Raw genomic sequence first — 8821 nt, forward strand, 5'->3', positions numbered from 1 at the left:
CACAACTCACAACTCACAACTCACAACTCACAACTCACAACTCACAACTCACAACCCCCGCTGCCGTCAACCCAACCTGACACCCTTTCCCCCAGCGTACTCGACAATACCGTGCTGCCGTGACGCCTCCCCCTTATACTGGCGGATCAGGAAACCGGCAGGAGTGGCCCATGTCACGACAGGCATTTTTACAGCAGTTAACGCAACAGACCGAGGCGCTGAAGGACGAGGGTCTGTTCAAGGCCGAGCGCGTTATCTATTCCTCTCAGGACGGTGAGATAGCGGTGGGCAGCGAGCGCGTCATGAACCTCTGCGCCAACAACTATCTCGGCCTGGCGAATCATCCAGAGCTGATCAAGGCGGCGCAGCGCGGACTGGAAGAGCATGGCTTCGGCATGGCGTCGGTGCGCTTCATCTGCGGTACGCAGGATATCCACAAGGAGCTTGAGCAGCGGCTCAGTGCCTTTCTGGGCATGGAAGACACCATCCTCTATTCCTCCTGTTTTGATGCCAATGCCGGCCTGTTCGAAACCATTCTGGGCCCGGAAGATGCGGTGATTTCCGATGCGCTGAACCATGCGTCGGTGATCGACGGCATCCGGCTATGCAAGGCCAAACGCTATCGCTACGCCAACAATGACCTGACGGAACTCGAAGCCCGGCTGCAAGAGGCCGATGCTGACGGTGCGCGCTACAAGCTGATCGCCACCGATGGTGTCTTCTCGATGGACGGCGTCATTGCCAATCTGCAGGGCATCTGTGACCTGGCGGACCGCTATCAGGCGCTGGTCATGGTCGACGACAGCCATGCCGTTGGCTTCCTGGGAGACCAGGGCCGGGGCAGCCATGAATACTGTGAAGTCATGGATCGGGTCGACATTCTGACCGGTACACTGGGCAAGGCACTGGGGGGGGCCTCGGGGGGGTATACCTCGGGGCGGGAAGAGATAGTGGCCTGGCTGCGTCAGCGCTCCCGCCCCTACCTGTTTTCCAATTCACTGGCCCCCCCTATCGTGCAGGCCTCACTGCGCGTGCTGGATCTGCTGCAGATGGGCGACGAGCTGCGTACCCGTCTGTGGACCAATACCCGTCATTTCCGGCAGGCGCTGGAGCAGGCCGGATTCACGCTGGCCGGGGCCGACCACCCCATCATTCCGGTGATGCTGGGGGATGCGAAGCTGGCTGCGCAGATGTCAGAACGGTTGCTGGCCGAGGGCATCTATGTGGTCGGGTTTTCCTACCCGGTGGTACCGCGGGGGCAGGCGCGTATCCGCACCCAGATGTCGGCCGCCCATACGAGAGAACAACTGGACCGAGCCATCGAAGCGTTTGTCCGGATAGGCCGTGAACTCGGCGTCATCAACTGAACGGAGTCGCCACCATGACCGCCATGAAAGCCCTGTCCAAGCAGCAGGCCGAACCCGGCATCTGGCTGACCGAGGCCGAACGGCCCGAGCCAGGCCACAATGACCTGCTGATCCGTATCCGCAAGACCGCCATCTGCGGCACTGACATGCACATCTTCCACTGGGATGACTGGGCTCAGCAGACCATCCCCGTACCCATGGTGGTGGGCCACGAATATGTCGGTGTGGTGGAAGACATGGGCTCTGAGGTCCGCGGATTTGCCGTGGGAGACCGGGTGTCCGGCGAAGGGCACATCACCTGCGGGCACTGTCGCAACTGTCGCGCTGGCCGACGCCACCTGTGCCGCAACACCATAGGCGTGGGGGTCAATCGACCGGGGGCGTTTGCCGAGTATCTGGTGATCCCGGCGTTCAATGCGTTCAAGATTCCGGACAACATCAGTGATGACCTGGCCTCGATCTTCGACCCCTTCGGCAATGCCGTGCACACGGCCCTGACCTACGACCTGGTCGGCGAGGACGTGCTGATCACCGGTGCCGGCCCCATCGGTATCATGGCCGCCGCTGTTGCCCGCCATGCCGGTGCCCGTCATGTGGTGATCACCGACGTCAATGACTACCGTCTTGATCTGGCGCAACGCATGGGCGCCACACGGGCGGTCAATGTCAGTGAGCAGTCACTGTCAGAGGTCATGAGTGAACTCGGCATGACCGAGGGCTTCGATGTGGGTATGGAAATGTCTGGCGTACCCTCGGCGTTCGAGCAGATGCTGGCGACCATGAATCATGGCGGAAGTCTGGCGCTACTGGGTATACCGCCGGGCAGTATGGCCATCGACTGGAATCAGGTCATCTTCAAGGGCCTGACCCTGAAGGGCATCTACGGCCGTGAAATGTTCGAGACCTGGTACAAGATGGCTAGCCTGCTGCAGTCGGGTCTCGACCTGAGCCCCATCATCACGCATCGCTTCTCGGTGGATGATTTCCAACAGGGCTTCGACATCATGGCGTCGGGTCAGTCGGGGAAGGTGATTCTGGACTGGACAAATTGAACCTCGGGTTAGTGATAAATCCCTGCCGGTCTGGCACAATCCGATCGCTTCAGGGATGAGCGGCAGCCGGTTGCAGGGAAGGAATGCAGACACCTGGCAGCGCACAGTGTCCCTGGAGAATCCTTTGACTCTCTGGAACCGGAAAGGGACACCACCATGCTCACTGACCTCTCGGCCACTCTCCTTCGTGTCGGCTGCGCCCTGCTGCTGGCACTGCTGATCGGGTGCGGCACTGCCCCCCAGGCGGGCTACACCGTCTATCAGAATGAACACCAGCCCACTGTCATCATCTGGGAAAACAGCAACAGCCACTCCAACAACGAAGCAACGCTGAAACTGGTCGTCAAGGCCGGCAGCCTGCAGGAACGCGATGACCAGTTGGGCTATGCCCACTTTGTCGAACACATGGTGTTCAGGGGTACTGAAAATTATCCCCAATCGGCCATGCGGGATCGACTGCGCGAGCTCAATGTCGATATCGGCCATCACTCCAATGCCTATGTCACATTTGACCATACTGCCTTCTGGCTGGACCTGAACTCGGTCGAGCCGGAGCGGCTGGAAAGCGGTATCGAGCTGCTGTCCGAATGGGCCTATCGGGTCAGTTTCGACCCGGATGACGTGGAGTCGGAGCGGGCTGTCGTGCTGGAAGAATGGCGCATGACCGAGCCTGAAGCCGACCGCGCCAGCCAGCAGATTTATGACGACTTCTTTGCCGGCAGCCGCCATCTTGAGCGGCACCCGATCGGCACCGAAACCAGTATTCGAGAGGCCACCCCGCAAGGTCTGCGCGAGTTTTACGAGACCTGGTATCGGCCCGACAACCTGGCGGTCATTGTCACCGGCGATGTGGATGAAGACCAGATACGTGCCCTCGTTGACGAGCACTTCCCGCCGCAACCCGTCGCCTCGGGGGCACCGCTGCCTGAACAATGGGATATCAACCCGGACGCCATGAACCCCCGCCTGACAGTTACGGACCCCTACATTTCGGATGGCTTTGCGGACATTCGCTATTTTCTTGAACAGCCCATGCCGACCTCGGAAGAGGACCTGATGGAGAACCTCAAGGTGGAGCCGGCGCTGGATGTGCTGATCGACCGCCTTGATCACCGTGTCTCCGAGACGCGCGGCGCGGTCGCGTGGTTTGACTGGTATCGTGAATACTCCTCCCCGAATGTGCGCGTTGTCGACCTTGAAGTAGGGCTGACCGAAGACGACTTCGAGCTGGGCCTGAGCCTGCTGGAAGAAGAGCGCCAGCGCTTGCTGGCCGAGGGCATTCGCCAGAGCGAACTGGATGACTGGCGCCGCCGTCTGCTCGAGCAGGAGCGCTCAGAACAGGATTCCGCCGGTCATCTGGCAGGGATTGCACTGGACCACTACCTCTATGACTGGCCCATGCTGGGGCAGCCACGGTGGCTGGCCCTGCTGGAGGAGACCCTGCCCGAATGGACCACCGATTCGGTGACCGGTGCCCTGGCCGATGTCATGTCGGTCTCACCCCAGGTGCGAATCATCCATCCCTACGGAATGGAGCCCCCGGCCGCGGATACCATTGACGGCTGGCTGGCCTCTGCAGCCTGGGTGCCGGATGAAAGCCATCGCCTGGGCGCAATGGCCGATGAGCAGGTGGCGGACTGGTCGCTGAACCCGGCCTATGCAGGCACTATAGTGCGCGAGCGCGACCTGGACCACGAGGTCACGGAGTGGACGCTGAGCAATGGCATGACGGTCTATTATCGTCATGCGGATGCCAACCCGGATGAAGTCAGCTTCTCGCTGGTCGGTCTGGGTGGCTTCAATCAGTTGGCCGAAGACGATGTGATCACCGGCCGCCTTGCTGTGGAAGCCATGACAGCTTCCGGGCTGCGCGACCTGGACGGCCCAGAGCTGAATCAGTGGCTGCAGAGCGAGTCCGTAACACTGGAATTCGGCATGGATTTCTTTGACCGCTTTGCCTATGGCCATGCACCGGAAGACCGACTGGGGCTGGCCCTGAACCTGTTGCATATCGGGCTCACCGAAGGCCGGGTAGACCCGGACATGGCCGAGCACCAGCGGGCGCAGAGCCTGAGCTACCTGAATCAGCTCAGCAGTCACCCGCACCGCCCCTGGATTGATCTGCTGCATGAAGAGCTGTATCGGCAGGAACCGGCCAAGCGCATGCTGACCGCAGATGAAGTCGAGGGGGTTTCCTCTGAGGACATGCAGGCGTTTTATGACCGCCATATTGCCGGGGCGCAAAACTATACCCTGGCCATTGCCGGGGATGTGGATCGCGACACCGTGCGCCAGCATGTGCTCGCTGCCGTAGCCACCTTGCCACCGACCGAAGATCCCCAGTTGTCGACCCGCCAATTGCCGGTGCCGGAAGAGTCAGGCCAGTGGCGCCTGGAGGGCAGTGGTGAACGGCATGCCAGTATTTCGCTGCGCTATGCCATTCCCAAGGCGGCGCATGCCGATCTGGATCGCACCGCCATGCTGTATCTGGAGCACTGGCTGGATGAAGTCCTGATGGATGAAATCCGCACTGCCAGTGGCCTGGCCTATTCGGTGCAGGGTGATACTGAGGGGTACACCCTTTTTCATGACGACTATGTGCTCTGGGTGCATCTGGGCACGGACCCGGAGCGGGCCGATGAAGCCGTGGCTCGGGTCGAAGAAACCCTGAAGCAAGCCGCCGACTCGACACCTGCGCAGCAGCGCATTGATCGCTGGCAGCAGCGCATGGAGCAGGATCGACGGCGGCAGGTGGGCGACGCCGACTGGACCGTGAGCCGGCTGGTCTATGGCGAACTCTTCGAGCGTGACCCCACCGTCGGCCTTGATGGCCGCTATGCCGATGTGGATGCCACGGCGCTGCCGGAGTTGCTGGGCCTGTTCCTCAATGACGCGGCAGTGCGCTCCGAATTCGTCTGGCTGCCTTGAGACTGAGCGCGATAGCGCAGATAAATCAGCGCCTACAACAGTGCCACCGTTGTAGGCGCAGGCCTTGGCCGCGCTCGTGGTGCCCCAGGCTCAAGCGCAGGCAAGCCAGCGCCTACAGGATATAGTGCCTCCGTTGTAGGCGCGTGCCTTGGCCGCGCTCGGCGGCGACAGCCGCCCAAAAACGAGAGCCCGGGGCTCCGTTCGCTCCTGCACAACGTACCGCCTAGTTGATCTGGAGCTTGACTCGGTAGCAATACTGCTGCCGGGTCAGCCAATACTCGGGGTGCACATTGACGCTCCAGGAGTCATCCCCGCCGATACCGGCATGTTCGGCGTCAATCCGCACATGAACACCCTCCGAGGCAACCAGCTCATGCGGATGCCGGGCTGCCGCCAGCGCCTGCTGGCTGTAGCGGCTGACAGCAAAGTGGAACTCGCCTTCAGCGCGCAGCGGGCCGGCTTCCAGCCAGTGGGTGTCGCAGCGCAGGCCATTGTCGCTGGGGAAGATATAGTCCGTATGCAGGGCGCCCAGCGGTAACTCGTAGCGGCCCACATCGGCAGCCAGCCGACGGTCCGGGTAGTTTTCATACGGGCCCCGGCCATACCAGCGCACTGTGTCCGGCGTGTCGGCCAGCCGCAGTTCGATCCCCACGCGCGCCAGTGGTGGCATGCCGGACGCCACCGAAACCTGCACGGCCAGCTCCACAGTGCCATCCCCATCAATCCAGTATTGCCAGATTGATCTCAGGCCGGATTGACCGTCGGCCTCGTAGCGCTGGTGAACCTCGACCAGAACCCGGTCGCCCAGGGTGCACCAGGTGATGCTTTCGCCGATACGCTGCAGTCGATCCAGCCCCGCCTGATGCCAGCGCGCGGCCCAGGCATCGGCCGCCGGATTGGCGGCTTCACTGGCGGCGATGTCATTGTCCAGCGGGGCACGCCAGAAGGCATCGATGGGTGCTGCCTTCAGTCTGGACTCGCCTCCTGATTGCCAGTCGATCAGCTCGCCGCTGGTGCGGTCAAAGGTCAGCACGAAGCCGTCGCCTGACACGCTCAGTTGAGAATCCGTAGCCTTGACCTCAGGCGCTGTTCCCGTGGCTGTCGCTGCAGCGGGCAATGCCGCTGTACCGGGCAGACTGAACTGCCAGCGGGCACTCTCGTGGCCGGCGTCGGACCAATCGGTGGCCTTGGGCTGGGTCACCCAGACATTGAGCCGATCATCGGCGCCGGGCTCTGAGGTGGGTAAGGCGTCGCACAACGTCATGACGGCCCGTTCTTCCGGCTCCAACGCAAGCGTCTGATCGCCTTCCAGAATCACCTCGCCATTGCGTGTGATCGACCAGTACAGTTGTTCGTTGTCAGTTGCGCGAAACAACCACTCGCTGGTTACGGTAATCTGCACCGGCGCTGTGTCCAGCAGCTCAAAGGTCAGAAACTGCTGTGCCCGCTTGGCTTCATGAATGGTCGGGTGCACGGTGCGATCCGGGAAGATCAGCCCATTGATGCAGAACTGGCGATCATTCGGCGTATCACCGAAATCCCCGCCGTAGGCCCAGTAGCGCTCGCCGCTTTCGCTGGTGCGGGTCAGGCCCTGATCCACCCAGTCCCAGATAAAGCCGCCCTGCAGGCGCGGGTACTGGCGGAAGGCGCGCCAGTATTCGGCAAAGCCGCCCAGGCTGTTGCCCATGGCATGCGCGTATTCACACAGGATCAGCGGCCGGTCTTCGCCGGGCAGGCCGATCCACTTCTGGAGGGCCTGCTTGGGCACGGACTGCGGCAACGGCATGTCGGTGTGCACCCGGGCGTACATGGGGCAAATGATGTCGGTGGCAGCGGTATCGGCACCCCCGCCCTCGTACTGCACCGGTCGGGTGGGATCGGTCTGCTTGACCCACTGATAGGCGGCGTGATGGTTGCCACCGAGCCCGGATTCATTGCCCAGCGACCAGATGATGATGCTCGGATGATTGCGGTCGCGATACACCAGGCGGGTGATGCGCTCCATATAGGCATTCAGCCACTGCGGATCATCGGACAACTGGCTGCAGGGGTCGGTGCCATGCGACTCGATATTGGCTTCGTCCACCACATAGAGCCCGTAGTGATCGCACAGACGATAGAAGTCCGGGTGATTCGGGTAATGCGCCGTGCGCACCGCATTGAAGTTGTACTGCTTCATCAGCTTGATGTCGGCTTCCATGCTCTCCAGGGTGACCGCATGACCGCGCTCAGGCTCGTGCTCGTGCCGGTTGGCACCGCGCAGCAATAGGGGCTTGCCATTGACGCGCAGCAGACCATCGCTGATCTCCACTTGTCGGAAGCCCACGTCAGAGGCCTCGATATCCAGCACATCGCCCTGCTGATTGCGCAGCGTAACGACAAGCCGATACAGGTTGGGTGTCTCGGCGGTCCATTTGTCAGGATTGGCAACCGGGATTCGATGATTGGCCCGATCACGAAAGCCGCCCCGTTCATCGACCTCCACATTACCCGGCCGGGCCGTGACAGGCTCGATCACCGGTTTGTCACCCTGGAACAACTGCACCTCGACCAGCGTGTCCGGGTCGGACACCCGGGTTTCGACGTGCAGTTCGGCATCCCGATACAGGGCATCCAGTTCGGTTCGGATGGCCACATCCTCGATTCGGACCTGCGGCTTCAGCAGCAATCTGACATCACGGAAGATGCCGCTCAGCCACCACATGTCCTGATCTTCCAGATAGCTGCCGTCCGACCAGCGGATGACCATGACGGCAATCCGGTTGCTGCCCGCCTGCACATGATCCGACAGATCAAACTCGGCGGGCAGGCGGCTGTCCTGGCTGTAACCTATCCAGTGACCGTTGCACCAAAGATGAAACGCCGAATTCACGCCCTCGAAGATGATTCGTACCTGCTGTTTCAGGTCCTCTGCCGTCAGGTCAAATGAGTGACCGTAGCAGCCGGTGGGGTTGTCATCGGGCACGGCCGGCGGCGTGTTGGGAAACGGAAACTGAATGTTGGTGTAGATGGGGATGTCATGACCTTCGCACTGCCAGTTGGCCGGTACCGGAATCGTGGCCGCAGAGGCCGGTGGCTCTGCAGCCGGGCCCGAGAACCAGGATTGCCAGTCTGCAGAAACGTTTTCAGGGCGATCAAACAGTTCGAAGGCCCACTGTCCATTCAGTGAACGCAGCCTTTCCGATTTGCTGCCAGATGCCGCTTTTTCTGCGCTTTCATAAGCTTTCAAGGGGCTGTGGGCCGGTATCTTGTGACAACCGACAACAGTCGGGTTGGTCCAGTCCCGGCGGGTCAGGAGTTCAGTAAAGGAGGTCATGAGCGACACCTTGTTGCATCAATTTGATAACGTTTTCACAGAATAGCGCGCGGACAGGCCCAGCACAACGTGTCGCCCACCCTTCATGAATGCAGACGCAGGGGCTAGTGTCCCGAGTGGTTAATTAGTATATTTAATGATGATATAATCATCGCCCA

4 protein-coding genes are annotated in these 8821 nt (G+C 61.2%); 3 read left to right on the forward strand and 1 reads right to left on the reverse strand.

Going from position 1 to position 8821, the window contains the following annotated elements:
• Nucleotides 1-170: 170 nt before the first annotated feature.
• From LAT62_RS14915 to LAT62_RS14925, 3 genes are all read left to right on the forward strand, one after another.
• Nucleotides 171-1367, forward strand: a complete 1197-nt coding sequence (locus tag LAT62_RS14915; RefSeq protein WP_293385760.1) for a glycine C-acetyltransferase — start codon at nt 171-173, stop codon at nt 1365-1367.
• A gap of 23 nt (nt 1368-1390) precedes the next feature.
• Nucleotides 1391-2419, forward strand: coding sequence for an L-threonine 3-dehydrogenase (gene tdh / locus LAT62_RS14920; RefSeq protein WP_293385766.1), 1029 nt, complete (start codon nt 1391-1393; stop codon nt 2417-2419).
• A 156-nt stretch (nt 2420-2575) separates the two neighbouring features.
• Nucleotides 2576-5347: a pitrilysin family protein gene (locus tag LAT62_RS14925; protein ID WP_293385762.1), complete on the forward strand. Its 2772-nt coding sequence runs from the start codon at nt 2576-2578 to the stop codon at nt 5345-5347.
• A 223-nt stretch (nt 5348-5570) separates the two neighbouring features.
• Here LAT62_RS14925 and LAT62_RS14930 read toward each other — a convergent pair whose 3' ends face one another.
• A complete protein-coding gene (locus tag LAT62_RS14930) occupies nt 5571-8663 on the reverse strand; it encodes a beta-galactosidase (protein WP_293385764.1) in 3093 nt (1030 codons plus the stop codon).
• Nucleotides 8664-8821 lie beyond the last annotated feature (158 nt).

The organism is Natronospirillum sp., from assembly GCF_022565775.1.
GTDB lineage: Bacteria > Pseudomonadota > Gammaproteobacteria > Pseudomonadales > Natronospirillaceae > Natronospirillum.